This window comes from Streptomyces sp. NPDC005791 (assembly GCF_042871485.1).
Lineage (GTDB): Bacteria > Actinomycetota > Actinomycetes > Streptomycetales > Streptomycetaceae > Streptomyces.
This window is the reverse complement of record NZ_JBIAIP010000001.1, coordinates 452,500-467,470: the sequence shown is the minus strand read 5'-3', so window position 1 is coordinate 467,470 and position 14,971 is coordinate 452,500. Positions and strand designations below refer to the sequence as shown.

The 14,971-nt window shown below is 68.8% G+C and carries 17 protein-coding genes; 3 read left to right on the top strand and 14 right to left on the bottom strand.

The window, feature by feature from the left end:
- Positions 1-30 precede the first annotated feature (30 nt).
- Complete coding sequence (locus ACFYSH_RS02375; RefSeq protein ID WP_388750420.1) at positions 31-1,563, top strand: PH domain-containing protein; 1,533 nt, start codon at positions 31-33, stop codon at positions 1,561-1,563.
- Positions 1,564-1,594: 31 nt separating this feature from the next.
- Here ACFYSH_RS02375 and glmM read toward each other — a convergent pair whose 3' ends face one another.
- The 4 genes from glmM to ACFYSH_RS02355 all read right to left on the bottom strand — a co-directional run bounded on the left by glmM (position 1,595) and on the right by ACFYSH_RS02355 (position 6,035).
- Positions 1,595-2,953, bottom strand: coding sequence for a phosphoglucosamine mutase (gene glmM, locus ACFYSH_RS02370; protein WP_388750417.1), 1,359 nt, complete (start codon positions 2,951-2,953; stop codon positions 1,595-1,597).
- 218 nt (positions 2,954-3,171) lie between these two features.
- Positions 3,172-3,699 (bottom strand): 30S ribosomal protein S9, encoded by a 528-nt coding sequence (gene rpsI, locus ACFYSH_RS02365; RefSeq protein ID WP_014154572.1) that lies wholly within the window; start codon positions 3,697-3,699, stop codon positions 3,172-3,174.
- Positions 3,700-3,744: 45 nt separating this feature from the next.
- Positions 3,745-4,188, bottom strand: coding sequence for a 50S ribosomal protein L13 (gene rplM / locus ACFYSH_RS02360; RefSeq protein ID WP_030914195.1), 444 nt, complete (start codon positions 4,186-4,188; stop codon positions 3,745-3,747).
- A 227-nt stretch (positions 4,189-4,415) separates the two neighbouring features.
- Positions 4,416-6,035 (bottom strand): ATP-binding cassette domain-containing protein, encoded by a 1,620-nt coding sequence (locus tag ACFYSH_RS02355; protein WP_359469542.1) that lies wholly within the window; start codon positions 6,033-6,035, stop codon positions 4,416-4,418.
- A gap of 67 nt (positions 6,036-6,102) precedes the next feature.
- Here ACFYSH_RS02355 and ACFYSH_RS02350 point away from each other — a divergent pair, with 67 nt between their 5' ends.
- Together ACFYSH_RS02350 and ACFYSH_RS02345 are read left to right on the top strand one after the other, a co-directional pair.
- On the top strand, positions 6,103-6,957 hold the full coding sequence (locus tag ACFYSH_RS02350; protein ID WP_388750412.1) for a hypothetical protein: 855 nt from the start codon (positions 6,103-6,105) through the stop codon (positions 6,955-6,957).
- Positions 6,958-7,088: 131 nt separating this feature from the next.
- A complete protein-coding gene (locus tag ACFYSH_RS02345) occupies positions 7,089-7,424 on the top strand; it encodes a hypothetical protein (protein WP_388750410.1) in 336 nt (111 codons plus the stop codon).
- Here the strand turns inward: ACFYSH_RS02345 and truA are convergent.
- The 10 genes from truA to secY all read right to left on the bottom strand — a co-directional run bounded on the left by truA (position 7,393) and on the right by secY (position 14,787).
- The gene (truA, locus tag ACFYSH_RS02340; protein ID WP_388750407.1) at positions 7,393-8,247 is read right to left on the bottom strand and encodes a tRNA pseudouridine(38-40) synthase TruA; all 855 of its coding nucleotides are present in this window, start codon (positions 8,245-8,247) and stop codon (positions 7,393-7,395) included. The genes ACFYSH_RS02345 and truA overlap by 32 nt on opposite strands.
- 78 nt (positions 8,248-8,325) lie before the next feature.
- Entirely contained in the window at positions 8,326-8,832 is a 507-nt protein-coding gene (gene rplQ, locus ACFYSH_RS02335; RefSeq protein ID WP_014154578.1) for a 50S ribosomal protein L17, read from the bottom strand.
- Between the two features lie 171 nt (positions 8,833-9,003).
- Positions 9,004-10,026, bottom strand: a complete 1,023-nt coding sequence (locus ACFYSH_RS02330) for a DNA-directed RNA polymerase subunit alpha (RefSeq protein WP_003966937.1) — start codon at positions 10,024-10,026, stop codon at positions 9,004-9,006.
- A 136-nt stretch (positions 10,027-10,162) separates the two neighbouring features.
- Positions 10,163-10,567 (bottom strand): 30S ribosomal protein S11, encoded by a 405-nt coding sequence (gene rpsK / locus ACFYSH_RS02325; RefSeq protein ID WP_003956432.1) that lies wholly within the window; start codon positions 10,565-10,567, stop codon positions 10,163-10,165.
- A 105-nt stretch (positions 10,568-10,672) separates the two neighbouring features.
- Positions 10,673-11,053 (bottom strand): 30S ribosomal protein S13, encoded by a 381-nt coding sequence (gene rpsM / locus ACFYSH_RS02320; RefSeq protein ID WP_014047799.1) that lies wholly within the window; start codon positions 11,051-11,053, stop codon positions 10,673-10,675.
- Between the two features lie 197 nt (positions 11,054-11,250).
- A complete protein-coding gene (gene rpmJ, locus ACFYSH_RS02315; protein ID WP_003956441.1) occupies positions 11,251-11,364 on the bottom strand; it encodes a 50S ribosomal protein L36 in 114 nt (37 codons plus the stop codon).
- A gap of 60 nt (positions 11,365-11,424) precedes the next feature.
- On the bottom strand, positions 11,425-11,646 hold the full coding sequence (gene infA, locus ACFYSH_RS02310; protein ID WP_014047798.1) for a translation initiation factor IF-1: 222 nt from the start codon (positions 11,644-11,646) through the stop codon (positions 11,425-11,427).
- Positions 11,647-11,840: 194 nt separating this feature from the next.
- On the bottom strand, positions 11,841-12,683 hold the full coding sequence (gene map, locus ACFYSH_RS02305; RefSeq protein ID WP_388750402.1) for a type I methionyl aminopeptidase: 843 nt from the start codon (positions 12,681-12,683) through the stop codon (positions 11,841-11,843).
- A 125-nt stretch (positions 12,684-12,808) separates the two neighbouring features.
- Positions 12,809-13,468 carry an adenylate kinase gene (locus ACFYSH_RS02300; protein WP_359469527.1) on the bottom strand — a complete coding sequence of 220 codons (660 nt, stop codon included), beginning with the start codon at positions 13,466-13,468 and terminating at the stop codon, positions 12,809-12,811.
- Positions 13,468-14,787 carry a preprotein translocase subunit SecY gene (gene secY, locus ACFYSH_RS02295; RefSeq protein ID WP_359469524.1) on the bottom strand — a complete coding sequence of 440 codons (1,320 nt, stop codon included), beginning with the start codon at positions 14,785-14,787 and terminating at the stop codon, positions 13,468-13,470. The genes ACFYSH_RS02300 and secY overlap by 1 nt, the downstream gene beginning before the upstream one ends.
- Positions 14,788-14,971: the final 184 nt, after the last annotated feature.

The window sequence follows — 14,971 nt, the reverse complement described above, 5'->3', positions numbered from 1 at the left end:
GAGCGGGCCCGCCGATGACACGATCCCGGCATGAACGATGACCGGGAAGTGATCTGCCGTCCCCTCGGAAGACGCGCCTTATGGTGCCTCGTCGCGCTGGGGGCTGCCGGGGTGGGCTCGGCCGCGGTCCGCGCCGTGTACCGGGGCACGCTCCTGGACGTGTGGGTGGGCCTCGGCCTGCTGCTCGCGCTGCTCGGCCTCGTCTGCCTGTACGCGGCCACCGTGCGGGTGAGCGCGGATGCCGACGGCCTGCGCTCCCGCACGCTGCTGCGCCGCCGGAACCTGGCGTGGTCCGACATCGCCGACCTGCGCGTCTACATCCAGTACGGGCGGAACCAGGAGATCCACCGCGTCAGTGTGCTGCTGCGCGACGGACGCACACCCCGGCTGCCCCTGCCGCTGAGCGGGTCCTGCGACGACCGCCCGGAGTTCGACGCCCGGCTGGACGCGCTCCGCGCGCTGCACCGCCGTCACGGAGACCCGGAGACGAGCCACGTCCCCGTCCTCTCGTACCGCACCGCCGGGCGTGGGTCTGCCGTGGCGGCGGTCCTGTGCGTGCTGTTGCTGGCGGGCGCGGGCCTGGCCGCGTGGTTCGTGCCGGTCGCCGCGTCGGAGAAACAGGCGTGGACGGCGGCCGCCCTCCGCGCCGCCGGCGCTCCTGCCGCGGAGCGGGGTGAGTGCCTGAGCACGCAGCCTGCGGTGATCGCGCGGACGGAGGTCGGCGGGTTGAGGCAGAGCAGCCGGCTGCACTTCGCCGACGGCGGGCCCTTCGAACGGCTCGGGGTCTCGCAGGACGCAGCCCGGGGTTTCGAGCCCGGTGACCGCGTCGAACTGACCGTCTGGCGGCACCAGGTGAGAGAGGTCACCGGAGAGCACCACGTGTGGCGCGAGCACTTCCCCGGCGGCGGAGAGCTCGCCGTCATCGCGGCCGGGCTCGCCCTCGGCGCCGGCTACCCCGCCGCCCGGGTGCTGATCCGCCGACGCGGGCGGCGGCTGCCGGACGACGAGGTCCTGCCCTCGGCCCTGCCCTTCGCGGGAGCGCTCGTCGGTACGGCCGTGTGGCTGCTGCCGCTCTGCTACCTCCACCCCACGGATCCGCTCGGCTCGACCGTGACCGTCGCGTGGACGGCCTCAGGCGCGGTGGCGACACTGGGCATGTCCGCCTGGGCCTGGTACGCCACGCGCGTCCGCACTCCCGGGAACGCGGCGGCGAGCGGGGACGAGCTGTCGCCGGACGAGGCGGACCGGTTCCTGGCCGCCCGTTTCCTGGAGCACACCGACTACAACCCGAACGGCTTCGGCTCCCACATAGTGCTGGGGGACGGCCCGCCGGCGGTGACACCGCACCCCGGGCCGGGCCGGTTCGCGGCGAGACGGATCCCGGTGGAGCGGCTGACCGTCTCGTGCGTGCGGCGTGCCCGGGGAGGCGACGGCGACACCGTCGACCGGAGCTGGCACATCGCCGAACTCGACGACGCGGGCCGACCGGTCCGCCTCGCGGCCGCCCCGGACGACCTGGCCCGCATCGTCCGGGCGCTGGACGCCGGACGGCCCCGGCCGTGAAGCCGGAGCCGTCCGCCTGAGCCTCGGTCGGTCAGCCGAGCGCGGACTTCACCACGTCGGCCAGCTGCCCGGCGACGGTGCGGGCCTGCTCCAGGTCGGCGGCCTCGACCATGACCCGTACGAGCGGCTCGGTGCCCGACTTGCGCAGGAGCACCCGCCCGGTGTCGCCCAGCTCACGCTCGGCCTGGGACACCGCGGCGGCGACCTCCGGAGAGGTGTCCACGCGGGACTTGTCGACGTCCGGCACGTTGATGAGGACCTGGGGGAGGCGCTGCATCACACCCGCCAGGTCGGCGAGCGTACGTCCGGTGGCGGCCACCCGGGCCGCCAGCATCAGCCCCGTCAGGGTGCCGTCACCCGTCGTGGCGTGGTCCAGGACGATGACGTGGCCGGACTGCTCCCCGCCCAGCGCGAAGCCCTCGGCCTTCATCGACTCCAGGACGTAACGGTCACCGACCGCGGTCTGGACGAGCTGGATGCCCTCCCGCTCCATCGCCATCTTGAAGCCGAGGTTCGACATGACCGTGCCGACGACGGTGTCCTTGCGGAGCTGTCCGGCCTCGCGCATGGCGAGGGCGAGCACCGCCAGGATCTGGTCGCCGTCCACCTCGTCGCCGTTTCCGTCCACGGCCAGGCAGCGGTCGGCGTCACCGTCGTGCGCGATGCCGAGGTCGGCGCCGTGCTCGACGACGGCGGCGCGCAGCAGCTCCAGGTGGGTGGAGCCGCAGCCGTCGTTGATGTTGAGGCCGTCCGGTTCGGCGCCGATGGTGACGATCTCGGCCCCGGCACGGGCGAACGCCTCGGGCGAGACCCGGGCGGCGGCACCGTGCGCCTCGTCGAGGACGACCTTCAGCCCGTCGAGCCGGTTCGGGAGGACACCGATGAGGTGCGCGACGTAGCGGTCGAAGCCCTCGGCGTAGTCGGTGACCCGGCCCACTCCGGCGCCGGTCGGGCGGGCCCACGGCTCGCCGGTGCGGTGCTGCTCGTAGACCGTCTCGATGCGGTCCTCCAGCTCGTCGGCGAGCTTGTGGCCGCCACGGGCGAAGAATTTGATGCCGTTGTCCGGCATGGCGTTGTGGCTGGCCGAGAGCATGACACCGATGTCCGCGCCGAGCGCTCCGGTGAGGTACGCCACGGCGGGCGTGGGCAGCACGCCGACGCGCAGGACGTCCACACCTGCGCTGGCCAGGCCGGCCACGACGGCGGCCTCCAGGAACTCTCCGGACGCACGCGGATCGCGGCCCACCAGGGCGGTCGCCCGATGCCCTTCGAAGGTGCCCGCCTCGGCGAGTACGTGCGCCGCCGCGACCGAGAGTCCGAGCGCGAGCTCGGCTGTCAGATCCGCGTTGGCGACACCGCGCACGCCGTCCGTGCCGAAGAGTCGTCCCACTGGTGTCCTCCGAAGTGCTCCGAAACCACAAACCAAAGCAAGCAAAACAGGGCAAAGCAAGGCAAGACACAGCAAAGATGGGCGCGCCTGCGGCTGCCAGCCCTATAAACGTGCAAACGTCTTAAGCCGTTATACGCCCGCGAGGGCTGATAAACGAACGCCCCAGCAGCACGAGGTGTGCCGCCGGGGCGAACGTGTAACGCGGACGAGCAGGCGATTTAGCGCTTGCTGTACTGCGGGGCCTTACGGGCCTTCTTGAGACCGGCCTTCTTGCGCTCGACCGCACGGTCGTCGCGGGAGAGGAAGCCGGCCTTCTTCAGCGTGGCGCGGTTGTTGTCCACGTCGGCCTCGTTCAGCGCGCGGGCCACACCGAGGCGCAGGGCGCCGGCCTGACCGGAGACGCCGCCACCCGAGATGCGGGCGATGACGTCGTAGCGGCCGTCGAGCTCGAGCACCTTGAAGGGCTCGTTGACTTCCTGCTGGTGCACCTTGTTGGGGAAGTAGTCCTCAAGGGTGCGACCGTTGATCTTCCACTTGCCGGTGCCCGGAACGATCCGGACGCGGGCGATGGCGTTCTTGCGACGGCCAAGGCCGGCCGCGGGCTGCGGGTCACCGAAACGGCCCGCGAGCGACTCGGAGGTGTACTCACCCTCGACGGGGACCTCCGACTCGAAGGTGGTCACCTCGGCGAAGGTCTCTTCGCCCTCGGTGCCCTCGACGGGCGTCTCAACAGTGGTCTCGGCCACGATTCTCCTCAGATCTTTCTTTACGTCTTAGGGGGGAGGCCGGAACTACTGCGCGACCTGGGTGATCTCGAACGGGACCGGCTGCTGCGCAGCGTGCGGGTGCTGGTCGCCCGCGTAGACCTTGAGCTTCGAGAGCATCTGGCGACCCAGGGTGTTCTTGGGGATCATGCCCTTGATGGCCTTCTCGACGGCCTTCTCGGGGTTCTTCGAGAGCAGCTCGTCGTACCGCACGGAACGGAGACCGCCCGGGAACCCGGAGTGGCGGTACGCCATCTTCTGGGTCTTCTTGTTGCCGGAGAGGTGAACCTTCTCGGCGTTGATGATGATGACGAAGTCGCCCATGTCCATGTGGGGGGCGTAGATCGCCTTGTGCTTGCCTCGGAGGAGGTTCGCAGCCGTGGTGGCCAGACGGCCGAGGACGATGTCCTCGGCGTCGATGATGTGCCACTGGCGAGTGACATCGCCGGGCTTGGGGCTGTACGTACGCACTTCGTAGCCTTCGCTTCTTCAGTGGATGAGGTCCAGACACATGGCACCTCTGAAGCGATCATGCAGCTGGGGCTCACAATGCCGGGGACGCTGCCCGTATGCGAGCCACTGGTAACTGCTCCAGAGAACCTACGTAAGGGCCCCTCGCGTGAGAACGACGAAACCAATACGTATAACAACCCCAGACACTACCCGCCCCGCCCCGGACGGGTCAAAACGCGCCGCCCCTACCGCTCCCGCTCGACCCTGCGCTCGTCCCAGACGGGCTTCGTGGACTCCCGCACCACCCCGTCCGACCCGAAGACCAGGTACCGGTCGAAGGACTTCGCGAACCAGCGGTCGTGGGTGACGGCCATGACCGTCCCGTCGTACACCTCGAGACCGTCCTGCAAGGCCTCGGCCGACTCCAGGTCGAGGTTGTCCGTCGGCTCGTCGAGCAGCAGCGCGGTGGTGCCGGCCAGCTCCAGGAGCAGGATCTGGAAGCGCGCCTGCTGCCCGCCGGACAGCCTCTCGAAGGCCTGGTCACCCTGGCGCTCCAGCTCATAGCGCCGCAGCACCGACATCGCGCCGCCGCGGTCCTTGGCGTGCTCCGTCCACAGGATCTCGACGAGTGTCTTGCCGAGCAGCTCCGGATGGGCGTGCGTCTGCGCGAAGTGGCCGGGCACGACCCGCGCCCCGAGCTTCCACTCACCGGTGTGCTCCACCGGCTCCCCCGCCAGGAGCCGCAGGAAGTGCGACTTCCCCGACCCGTTGGAGCCGAGCACGGCGACCCGCTCGCCGTAGTAGATCTCCAGGTCGAACGGCTTCATCAGCCCTGTCAGCTCCAGGTTGACGCACGTCACCGCACGCACCCCGGTCCGTCCGCCGCGCAGCCGCATCCGGATGTCCTGCTCGCGCGGCGGCTCGGGCGGCGGGCCGGCGTCCTCGAACTTCTTGAAGCGGGTCTGCATCGCGTGGTAGCGGTTCGCCATGTCGGGGCTGTTCGCCGCCTGCTGCCGCATCCGCAGGACCAGCGCCTTCAGCCGGGCTCGCTCCTCCTCCCAGCGCCGCAGGAGCTCCTCGAAACGCGCGAACCGCTCCTTGCGGGCCGCGTGGAACGTGTCGAACGAGCCACCGTGCACCCATACGTCCGAGCCGGCCGGGCTGGGCTCCACACTCACGATCTTCTCGGCGGCCCGCGACAGCAGCTCCCGGTCGTGGGAGACGAAGAGCACCGTCTTACGGGTCTCCTTGAGCCTCTCCTCCAGCCACCGCTTGCCGGGGACGTCCAGATAGTTGTCCGGCTCGTCCAGCAGCAGCACCTCGTCAGGGCCTCGCAGCAGCGCCTCCAGGACCAGTCGCTTCTGCTCGCCCCCGCTGAGCGTGCGCACCTCGCGCCACTGCGCCTTCTCGTACGGGACGCCGAGCGCGGCCATGGTGCACATGTCCCACAGCGTCTCGGCCTCGTAACCCCGCGCCTCCGCCCAGTCGCTCAGCGCCTGCGCGTACGCCATCTGCGCGGCCTCGTCATCGACAGTGAGGATGCGCTCCTCGGCCGCGTCGACGGCCCGCGCCGCCTCCCTGATCCTGGGCTGCGCCACGGATACCAGCAGGTCACGCACGGTCCGCTCGTCCCGTACGGAGCCCACGAACTGGGCCATGACGCCGAGCCCGCCGCTCACCGAGACCGAGCCGCCGTGCGGCTGGAGCTCCCCGGCGAGCAGCTTCAGGAGGGTCGTCTTGCCCGCCCCGTTCGCGCCGACGAGGGCGACGACCGCGCCGTCGGCCACCCGGAACGACGCGTCGCCGAGCAGCACCCGTCCGTCCGGTAGGTAGTACTCGAGGTGGCCCGCTTCAAGATGTCCCATGCACAGCATTGTCACGGCATGCGAACCGTTGGCCCAACCGGTTTCTCCAGGCTCTAGGATTCGCCGCATGAGCTTTGGGCAAGGGGGGCCCTCCTGGGGGCCGGGAGAGAGCCGGACTCCGGACTGGGCGGCACTGGCGGAGGCGTCCGCCGCACGCGGCCGGCGCCGCAAGTGGCTGATGGCAGGCGGCGGCGCGCTGGCCACCGCCGTCGTGGCCGCGATCGTGGCCACGGCCGTCATCACGACCGACGGCGGTGGCGGCGCCTCCGGGCCGGGCAAGAACGCGAGCGAGCTGCCGGCCCCCGCCGACCTGCCGTCGGAGAGCTCCGCGCCCGACCCCTCCTTCTCCTCGGTGGCACCGCCGCCGCCGCCGGACCCGAAGGACTACATCTCCGACGAGAAGAAGGACAAGGCCCCGGTCACCGTCGACGCCTTCTTCCCCGGCAGGAAGCTGACCATGGGCGACCGCGTCTACGCCAAGGGCGCCACCGCCCGTACGGCGAACTGCGCGACGACGACCCAGGGTGCCCTGGGGTCGATCCTCGACAGCAACGGCTGCGACCAGGTCGTCCGCGCGACGTACAGCAAGGACGGCATCGCCGTCACCCTCGGACTCGCCGTCTTCGGCACCGAGGCGGAGGCCAGGAAGGCGGCCCAGCAGGCGTCCGGCGGACTCGCCTCCCTCAGCGGCTCCGGAGTCCCCACCTTCTGCCGTGGCGGATCCGTCTGCCGGCGCACCGCCAACTCCTACGGCCGGTTCGCCTACTTCACGGTCGGCGGCTACACCAGCGGGAAGAACGTCACCACGGCGGCCAAGGACGTGTACGCCGTCGGCGACGACCTGACCGAGTTCGCCTTCCGACAGATCCGGCACCGCGGCGAGGTCCAGGCATCAGCGGCCGCCGGCGCCCCCGCCGTCTGACCACCCTCCTCACCATCCCGCGCGTCCTGCGTGACAGCGACGCGACAGGCGCCGACCTGCCGCCGGACGACGCCGTGGTCCTCGACGCCCGGATCCTTCGCTGCGGGAGGCCCTGGCCGCCGCGGCGGCGGGTGACCACGCCCCGGAGACGCTCGCAGGGCTGCCGGGCGCGGATCCTGGCCCGGCGGGGCTTCCTCGCGGGGGTGCGGGACACCCTGACCACGAAGGACGCCGTGCACCCGGGGTCCCCGCCCCCGGACGAGGCCCGCCCCGTCCGCTGGTGGGTGCTGCGCAGCCTGAACCCGCTGTTCTTCACCTCGGTGGCGGTCTACGCCTGGTGGACCCCGGACATCGGCTGGTTCAGCTCCGCCGTGATGACCCTGCTCGCCGTGGACGGCGCGGCCAGACTGCTCCGTGCCCTGCGCCGCAGGCCGGTCAGCAGCAGCCCGCCCCCGGCAGCGTCCTGACGTTACGGGCCTCCACGGCCCTGGCCGCCAGCAACGCGTCGGCCGGATACGCCACTTCCTCCAGCGTCAGCCCGTGCGGCCGCACCACGTGCACCCCCGGGTCCCGCACCCTCGCCGCCAGCACCTCGGCCGGCCACCCGGCAGGCCGGCGCCCGTCCCCGACGAACAGCGCGGCGCCGATCAGCGCCCGCACCATGTTGTGGCAGAACGCGTCCGCCTGCACGGTCGCCGCCAGCACACCGGACTCCGCGTCCCGCACCCAGTGGAACTTCTGCAGCGTCCGGATCGTCGTGGCGCCCTCACGCTTCTTGCAGTACGCGGCGAAGTCGTGCTCCCCCGTCATCAGGGCGGCCGCCTCGTTCATCGCGTCCAGGTCCAGCGGCCGGTCGTGCCACAGGACGTGGCCCCGGGTCAGCGGGTCCACACCACCCGGCCGGTCCCCCACCCGGTACGTGTAACGCCGCCACAGCGCGGAGAAGCGCGCGTTGAACCCGGCCGGGGCCTCGACCGCCCGCCAGATCCGTACGTCCAGCGGGAGGCGGCCCGCCATCCGCCGCAACAGCTTCTCCTCGTGCTCGGCCCACACCTCGGCCGGCAGATCCACGTGCGCCACCTGCCCGCGCGCGTGCACCCCCGCGTCGGTGCGCCCGGCGACCGTCAGGTCGTACGTCACCGACGACCGCGTCACGGTCCGCAGCGCGTCCTCGATCTCGCCCTGCACGGTGCGCCTGCTGGTCTGCTTCGCCCAGCCGGAGAAGTCCTTGCCGTCATAGGAAAGGTCCAGCCGTACCCGTACCAAGCCGGGCCCTGCCTCGTCACTCACCCGCAGATCCTCTCAGAACCGAACGGGCCCGCACCGCCCCGGAGGGTGATGCGGGCCCGTACCTGGGTCTCAGAACGCTCAGGCGTCCTTGGACTCCTCAGCGGCGGCGTCGGCCGGCTTGGCGTCCTCGACGGTCTCGGCCGGAGCCTCGTCCTTCTTGAGGGCGTCTTCCTTGACGGCGCGCTTCGTGGCGGCCTCGGCCTCACCGGTGGCCTGCTGCGCCACGGTCAGCGCCTCGACCAGCTCGATGACGGCCATCGGGGCGTTGTCGCCACGACGGTTGCCGATCTTGGTGATGCGGGTGTAACCACCGGGGCGGTTCTCGTACCGCGGGGCGATCTCGGTGAAGAGCGTGTGCACGATGCTCTTGTCCGTGATCGACTGCAGCACCAGGCGACGGTTGTGGATGTCGCCCTTCTTCGCCTTGGTGATGAAACGCTCGGCGACCGGACGCAGGCGGCGGGCCTTGGCCTCGGTCGTGGTGATGCGGCCGTGCTCGAACAGCGACTTCGCGAGGTTGATGAGAAGAAGCTTCTCGTGCGCAGCGCTGCCGCCCAGACGGGCACCCTTGGCGGGCTGAGGCATGGTTTTTCTCCTTGTGTGCTGCACCGGCCGTATCAGGTACCGGTGTCAGTTCCCACGAGGCGGTCGCCCCGCGGAAGTCATACGTCGCAGCGGCTGCCGGGCCGGCCCGGCTTCACCGGACAGCCCGGCACGGAGCGCCCCGGAACGCGGGCACCCCGGCCGGGAGGCGACTCAGTACTGCTCGGTCTCCACGAAACCGGCGTCCGCGTCGTCGTCCGCGCCGAACGCGTCAGCCGCGGCGGTCGGGTCGAATCCGGGCGGGCTGTCCTTGAGCGCCAGGCCCATGCCGGCCAGCTTCGCCTTGACCTCGTCGATCGACTTCGCACCGAAGTTGCGGATGTCGAGCAGGTCCGCCTCGGAACGGGCCACGAGCTCGCCCACCGAGTGGATGCCCTCGCGCTTGAGGCAGTTGTACGAACGGACCGTGAGCTCGAGCTCCTCGATCGGCAGCGCCAGATCGGCGGCGAGCGCGGCGTCCGTCGGGGACGGGCCCATGTCGATGCCCTCGGCGTCGATGTTGAGCTCGCGCGCCAGACCGAACAGCTCGACCAGGGTCTTACCGGCCGACGCCATGGCGTCACGGGGCCGCATGGCCTGCTTGGTCTCGACGTCGACGATCAGCTTGTCGAAGTCGGTGCGCTGCTCGACACGGGTCGCCTCGACCTTGTACGTGACCTTGAGCACCGGGGAGTAGATGGAGTCGACCGGGATCCGGCCGATCTCCTGGCCCACCTGCTTGTTCTGGACGGCGGAGACGTAGCCGCGACCGCGCTCGACGGTCAGCTCCATCTCCAGCTTGCCCTTGCCGTTCAGCGTGGCCAGGACCAGGTCCGGGTTGTGGACCTCGACACCGGCCGGCGGGGCGATGTCAGCAGCGGTGACCAGGCCGGGGCCCTGCTTGCGCAGGTACATCACGACCGGCTCGTCGTGCTCCGAGGAGACGACCAGCTGCTTGATGTTGAGAATGAGGTCGGTCACGTCCTCCTTGACGCCCGGCACGGTGGTGAACTCGTGCAGGACCCCGTCGATCCGGATGCTGGTGACAGCGGCACCGGGGATCGAGGAGAGGAGGGTGCGACGCAGGGAGTTGCCGAGGGTGTAACCGAAGCCCGGCTCCAGCGGCTCGATCACGAACCGGGAGCGGAACTCGTCGACGACCTCTTCGGTCAGCGACGGACGCTGAGCGATAAGCATGCTGAATTCCTTCAGTCGTGGGCACCCGCTATTTGATGCCCTACAGATGAGACAAGGATACGGGCGGCACGCCCCTGAGGGACATACCGCCCGCACCCGGCGCTACTGGCGCACGGCCGTCACCGACCGTGGCGCATCAGACGCGGCGACGCTTCGGCGGACGGCAGCCGTTGTGCGGCGTCGGGGTAACGTCCTGGATCGAACCGACCTCGAGGCCCGTGGCCTGGAGGGAACGGATCGCGGTCTCGCGGCCGGAGCCCGGACCCTTCACGAAGACGTCGACCTTGCGCATGCCGTGCTCCTGCGCGCGGCGGGCGGCCGACTCGGCGGCCATCTGCGCGGCGAAGGGGGTGGACTTGCGCGAGCCCTTGAAGCCGACGTGGCCGGCGGAGGCCCAGGAGATCACGTTGCCCGAGGGGTCCGTGATCGAGACGATGGTGTTGTTGAACGTGCTCTTGATGTGGGCGTGCCCGTGAGCGACGTTCTTCTTTTCCTTGCGACGCACCTTCTTGGCTGCGCCCTGACGACCCTTGGGGGGCATGTCTTGACTCCAGATGGAGAGGGGAGGTGATCGGTCCTACAGCGAAGACCGCTGGTTTCCGCGAACGCCCGGTGACCCGGACACCCGCAGTACGTCCGCTGAGGACTACTTCTTGCCCGGCTTCTTCTTACCGGCGATGGCGCGACGCGGGCCCTTGCGGGTACGCGCGTTCGTGCTGGTGCGCTGACCGTGGACCGGCAGACCGCGACGGTGCCGGATGCCCTGGTAGCAGCCGATCTCGATCTTGCGGCGGATGTCGCCCTGGATCTCGCGGCGAAGGTCACCCTCGGTGCGGAGGTTGGCGTCCACGTACTCGCGGATCTTGACCAGGTCCTCTTCGGCCAGGTCACGAACGCGGGTGTTGGGGTTCACGCCGGTCGTGGCGAGGATCTCCTTGGACCGGGTACGCCCGATGCCGAAGACGTAGGTGAGGGCAACCTCCACGCGCTTTTCGCGCGGGATGTCAACACCTGAAACGCGTGCCATTCAATGGCTCCAGTTGTTATTTCGGGGGTCTTCCACAGCACCACTCCCGAACGCCGACTCCACCCGCATGGGAAGGAGTGGTACGTCCGGGTCCCCGGCCCCCGCCGGAGGTGTCGTCAGCCGAAGCGTGGACGGGTACTGCGTATGTACGTTTACGTGCGTCGCGCGAAGAGCTGCGAGATGCAGGTGGTCGTGCGTCAGCCCTGGCGCTGCTTGTGGCGCAGGTTGTCGCAGATGACCATGACCCGGCCGTGACGGCGGATCACCTTGCACTTGTCGCAGATCTTCTTGACGCTCGGCTTGACCTTCATGGGATGTCAGGTTCTCCGGGTCAGTGCCCTCACCACGCCGAAGCGGGATGGCGGCAAGATCTACTTGTACCGGTAGACGATCCGGCCACGCGTCAGGTCGTACGGAGACAGCTCCACGACGACCCGGTCATCCGGGAGGATGCGGATGTAGTGCATCCGCATCTTGCCGCTGATGTGCGCGAGGACTTTGTGACCGTTCTGAAGTTCCACCCTGAACATGGCGTTCGGGAGGGACTCGATCACGGTGCCCTCAATTTCGATGGCACCTTGCTTCTTGGCCACGCTTCGCCCTTCGAATCGGCTACCTTGATCGACTATCACACCGCCGCATGCAGACACACGGATGCACGAGAGCCGACGAGTCAGTCTACGTCAGCGGACTCGAAAAGACGAATCCGTCAAGTTTGCCCACTTCCTCTGATCCTTAGACACAGATCAGCGGGGCAGTCCTCGGCCGACGGGGATCCCCTCGGTCCTCACGAACGTGAGCACGGGTCCGGGGCCACCTCGACACCGTACGGGGCGAGCCTCGCCCGCCCGCAGTCCGGCGCGGTCAGGACCAGCGGCCCCTGCTCGGTGAGGGCGATCGAGTGCTCCCAGTGCGAGGACCAGGAGCCGTCGGTCGTGAGGACCGTCCACTCGTCGGCGAGGACCTTCGTCTGCGCCGTACCCAGCGAGACCATCGGCTCGATCGCCAGGCAGACGCCGGGGACGAGCTTGATGCCCTTGCCGCGCTTGCGGGAGACGTAGTTCAGCAGGTGCGGGTCCATGTGCATCTCGGTGCCGATGCCGTGGCCGCCGTAGTCCTCGATGATCCCGTACTTACCGGTGGCCGGGCGGGGCTGGCGGCGGATGTAGGACTCGATGGCCTTCGAGATGTCGACGAGCCGGTTGTTCACCTTCATCGCGGCGATCCCGGCCCACATGGACTCCTCGGTCACCCGGGACAGCTCGACGAGCTCCGGAGCGTGACCGGTGCCCACGAAGGCGGTGTACGCCGCGTCGCCGTGCCAGCCGTCGATGATCGCGCCGGCGTCGATCGAGATGATGTCTCCGTCCTTGAGGACGGTCTTCTCGTCGGGGATGCCGTGCACCACGACCTCGTTGACCGAGGTGCAGATCGTCGCGGGGAACCCGCCGTATCCCAGGAAGTTCGACTTCGCACCGTGGTCGGCGATCACCTTGCGCGCGACCTCGTCCAGGTCCTTCGTGGTGGCGCCGGGCACGGCCGCCTCGCGCGTGGCGGCGTGAATGGCAGCGACCACCAGGCCCGCCTCGCGCATCTTCACGATCTGCTCGGGGGTCTTGATCTGCACCATCGCTGGGCGCCTTTCTGCAATGCGGAGGGGGAATGTGGGCCGTAATCCACGATACGGCGCGAAAACAGTCGGCCGCGACGCCCGAGGGCGCCGCGGCCGGCTGCGGTGATGAGACGGGGAGGAGGTCAGCCCTCGTCGGACTTCTTGAGGGCCTCCATGGCCCGGTCGGTCACGTCGGTGACCTTGCCGAGCGCGGAGATCGTCACGACCAGGTCCTGGGACCGGTAGTAGTCGATGATCGGCTCCGTCTGCGTGTGGTAGACCTCAAGACGCGTACGGACCGTCTCCTCGGTGTCGTCGTCCCGCTGGTACAGCTCGCCGCCGCAGGCGTCGCAGACGCCCTCGGCCTTCGGCGGGTTGTACGTCACGTGGAAGACGTGCGCGCTGTCGTTACGGCAGATGCGGCGGCCCGCGATGCGCTTGACCACCTCGTCCTCGGGGACCTCGAGGTCAAGAACCGCGTCGAGCTCGACGCCCTCGCTGTGCAGCATCTCGTCGAGCGCCGCGGCCTGCCCCACGTTGCGGGGGAAGCCGTCCAGCAGGAAACCGTTCTCGGCGTCCGGCTGGGACATGCGGTCCTTGGCCATCGCGATGGTGACTTCGTCCGGCACCAGCTGTCCCGCGTCCATGAAGGAGCGGGCCTGCTTGCCAAGGTCGGTGCCCTGGCTGATGTTGGCGCGGAAGAGGTCGCCCGTGGAGATGTGCGGAATCGAAAGATTCTTGGCAAGGAACGCGGCCTGCGTTCCCTTGCCGGCACCGGGCGGCCCGACGAGGACGATTCGCATCAGCGGAGGAACCCTTCGTAATTGCGCTGCTGGAGCTGACTCTCGATCTGCTTCACGGTCTCCAGACCCACACCCACGATGATCAGGATGCTCGTCCCGCCGAACGGGAAGTTCTGGTTGGCACCACCGAAGCCGGCCAACGCCATCGTCGGCACAAGAGCGATCAGACCCAGGTACAGCGATCCCGGCCAAGTGATCCTGTTGAGCACGTAGCTCAGGTACTCGGCAGTAGGTCGACCAGCCCGGATACCCGGGATGAAGCCACCATACTTCTTCATGTTGTCCGCGACTTCCTCGGGGTTGAACGAGATCGCCACATAGAAGAAGGCGAAGAACACGATCAACAGGAAGTACGTCGCGATGTAGTACGGGTGGTCGCCCTTGACGAAGTGATCCTGAATCCAGGTCGCCCAGCCCGCGGTGGAGTTGGAGAACTGAACGATTAGAGCAGGAATGTAGAGCAGCGAAGAAGCGAAGATGACCGGAATCACACCCGCCTGGTTCACCTTCAGCGGGATGTAAGTGGACGTACCACCGTACGACCGGCGCCCGATCATCCGCTTCGCGTACTGCACCGGAACCCGGCGCTGGGCCTGCTCGACGAAGACGACGAGGCCGACCATCACGAAGCCGATGAGGATGACCGTGATGAACTCGATCCACCCGTCGGCCAGCTTGCCGCTCTCCTTGATGGCCCACAGGGCGCCCGGGAAGCTGGCGGCGATCGAGATGAACATGAGGATCGACATGCCGTTGCCGATGCCGCGGTCGGTGATGAGCTCACCGAGCCACATGACGGCGGCGGTGCCCGCGGTCATGGTGATCACCATGACGACGGTCGTGAAGATCGACTGGTTCGGGACGATCTGGTCGGCGACCGGGCAGCCGCTGAACAGCGCGCCGCTGCGGGCGGTCGCCACGAGGCCGGTGCCCTGGAGGATGGCCAGCGCCACGGTCAGGTAACGCGTGTACTGCGTGATCTTGGCCGTGCCCGACTGTCCCTCCTTCTTCAGGGCTTCGAGTCGGGGGATGACGACGGTCAGCAGCTGAAGAATGATGCTGGCCGTGATGTACGGCATGATTCCGAGCGCGAAGATCGTGATCTGCAGCAGTGCACCACCGCTGAACATGTTCACCAGACCGAAGAGGCTGTTGTTGCCCTTGCTTGCCTGATCAACACAAATCTGGACGTTCTCGTAGCTCACCCCCGGTACGGGAATGTGCGCACCGAGACGGTAGAGCACGATGATGCCGAGCGTGAAGAGCAGCTTCTTGCGCAGGTCGGGCGTCTTGAACGCCCGGGCGAACGCGGTGAGCACGGTGCCTCCTGCGACCCCCGCGCAAAAGCGTGAGGTGACGGTCTTGAGGATCGACGATTACGTAACAGCCAAAGAGCCCCGGGCTCTTGCCCAGGTCGTACCACAGCAACAGTGCACGCCACCTTACCGGCGTACATGCCCCCCTAGGAACGACCAACCGGGGATGCCCCAAATGAGAGGCATC

Coding starts and splice junctions, on each gene's coding strand:
- ACFYSH_RS02375 (WP_388750420.1), top strand. CDS start 31: ATGAACGATGACCGGGAAGTGATCTGCCGTCCCCTCGGAAGACGCGCC.
- ACFYSH_RS02355 (WP_359469542.1), bottom strand. CDS start 6,035: ATGGGACATCTTGAAGCGGGCCACCTCGAGTACTACCTACCGGACGGA.
- ACFYSH_RS02350 (WP_388750412.1), top strand. CDS start 6,103: ATGAGCTTTGGGCAAGGGGGGCCCTCCTGGGGGCCGGGAGAGAGCCGG.
- rplQ (WP_014154578.1), bottom strand. CDS start 8,832: ATGCCTCAGCCCGCCAAGGGTGCCCGTCTGGGCGGCAGCGCTGCGCAC.
- ACFYSH_RS02330 (WP_003966937.1), bottom strand. CDS start 10,026: ATGCTTATCGCTCAGCGTCCGTCGCTGACCGAAGAGGTCGTCGACGAG.
- rpsK (WP_003956432.1), bottom strand. CDS start 10,567: ATGCCCCCCAAGGGTCGTCAGGGCGCAGCCAAGAAGGTGCGTCGCAAG.
- rpsM (WP_014047799.1), bottom strand. CDS start 11,053: ATGGCACGCGTTTCAGGTGTTGACATCCCGCGCGAAAAGCGCGTGGAG.
- rpmJ (WP_003956441.1), bottom strand. CDS start 11,364: ATGAAGGTCAAGCCGAGCGTCAAGAAGATCTGCGACAAGTGCAAGGTG.
- map (WP_388750402.1), bottom strand. CDS start 12,683: ATGGTGCAGATCAAGACCCCCGAGCAGATCGTGAAGATGCGCGAGGCG.
- ACFYSH_RS02300 (WP_359469527.1), bottom strand. CDS start 13,468: ATGCGAATCGTCCTCGTCGGGCCGCCCGGTGCCGGCAAGGGAACGCAG.